This window comes from Streptococcus sp. 79 (assembly GCF_013277425.1).
Lineage (GTDB): Bacteria > Bacillota > Bacilli > Lactobacillales > Streptococcaceae > Streptococcus > Streptococcus pseudopneumoniae.
Window position 1 is genome coordinate 1 of the sequence record NZ_VMMW01000103.1, and the last position, 1,018, is coordinate 1,018.

Below are 1,018 nucleotides of genomic sequence, written 5' to 3' on the forward strand. Positions count from 1 at the left end.
TACGGCCTATATCATATTTGAGGTAAATGTAGTATATGGTATTCAATGGTTATTAAAAGAACTGATTTCAACTATTTCCTCTTAATATGTATGGAAACTCCAGTGATTTTTGCATAACAAAACGCATAAGATTAAGGATTTAGTTCTGTATTGTACAGGACTGAGTCCTTTTAGTTTTACCTTAATTCGTTTATTGTTGTAGTAATCAATATAGTCTACAATAGCTTGTTCCAATTGCTTAAGCGACTGAAACGACTTCTCATAACCGTAAAACATTTCCGATTTCAGAATCCCAAAGAAGGACTCCATCATACCGTTGTCTGGGCTGTTGCCCTTGCGTGACATGGATGCTTGAATTCCCTTACTCTCTAGGAACCGATGATAAGAATCGTGTTGATATTGCCAGCCTTGGTCACTATGGAAAATCGTATTCTCGTAGTGCTTCTCTTTGAATGCCTGTTCCAACATTGTTTGTACTTGTTCTAAGTTGGGTGAAGTTGAAAGATTATAGGCGATAATTTCGCTATTAAAGCCATCTAAAACTGGTGATAAGTAAAGCTTTTGAGAACTTGCTGGAATGGCAAATTCTGTCACATCTGTGTAGCACTTTTCCATTGTTTTAGAGCCTTCAAATTGACGTTGAATGAGATTCTCTGCCTTCTTACCCACATCTCCTTTATGAGAAGAATATTTTCGTTTCTGTCGCATTTTAGCTTGTAAATTGAGTACTTTCATCAAGCGTTGAACTCTTTTATGATTTACTAGATAACCACGATTTCTTAGTTCTAAATAAATCCGACGATAACCATAATTTCCCTTGTGTTCGATAAAGATGGATTGAATTTCAGCTTTAAGCTCTTGGTCCTTATCTGGTTTATCTAGCTGTTTCAAGTGATAGTAGTAGGTCAAACGAGCTAGTTTATTGGATTTTAAAAGAAGATCTAAAGAAAAATCAGACATTAATTCTTGAACAATTTCTGCCTTTCTTCTTTCTCTTTTTCCTCCTTCAATCGGAGTT

The 1,018-nt window shown here is 35.5% G+C and carries 1 protein-coding gene; it reads right to left on the bottom strand.

Going from position 1 to position 1,018, the window contains the following annotated elements; genetic code table 11:
• Positions 1-81 precede the first annotated feature (81 nt).
• The coding region (locus HT729_RS10930; RefSeq protein ID WP_172932015.1) for an IS3 family transposase at positions 82-1,018 on the bottom strand (937 nt) is incomplete at its 5' end.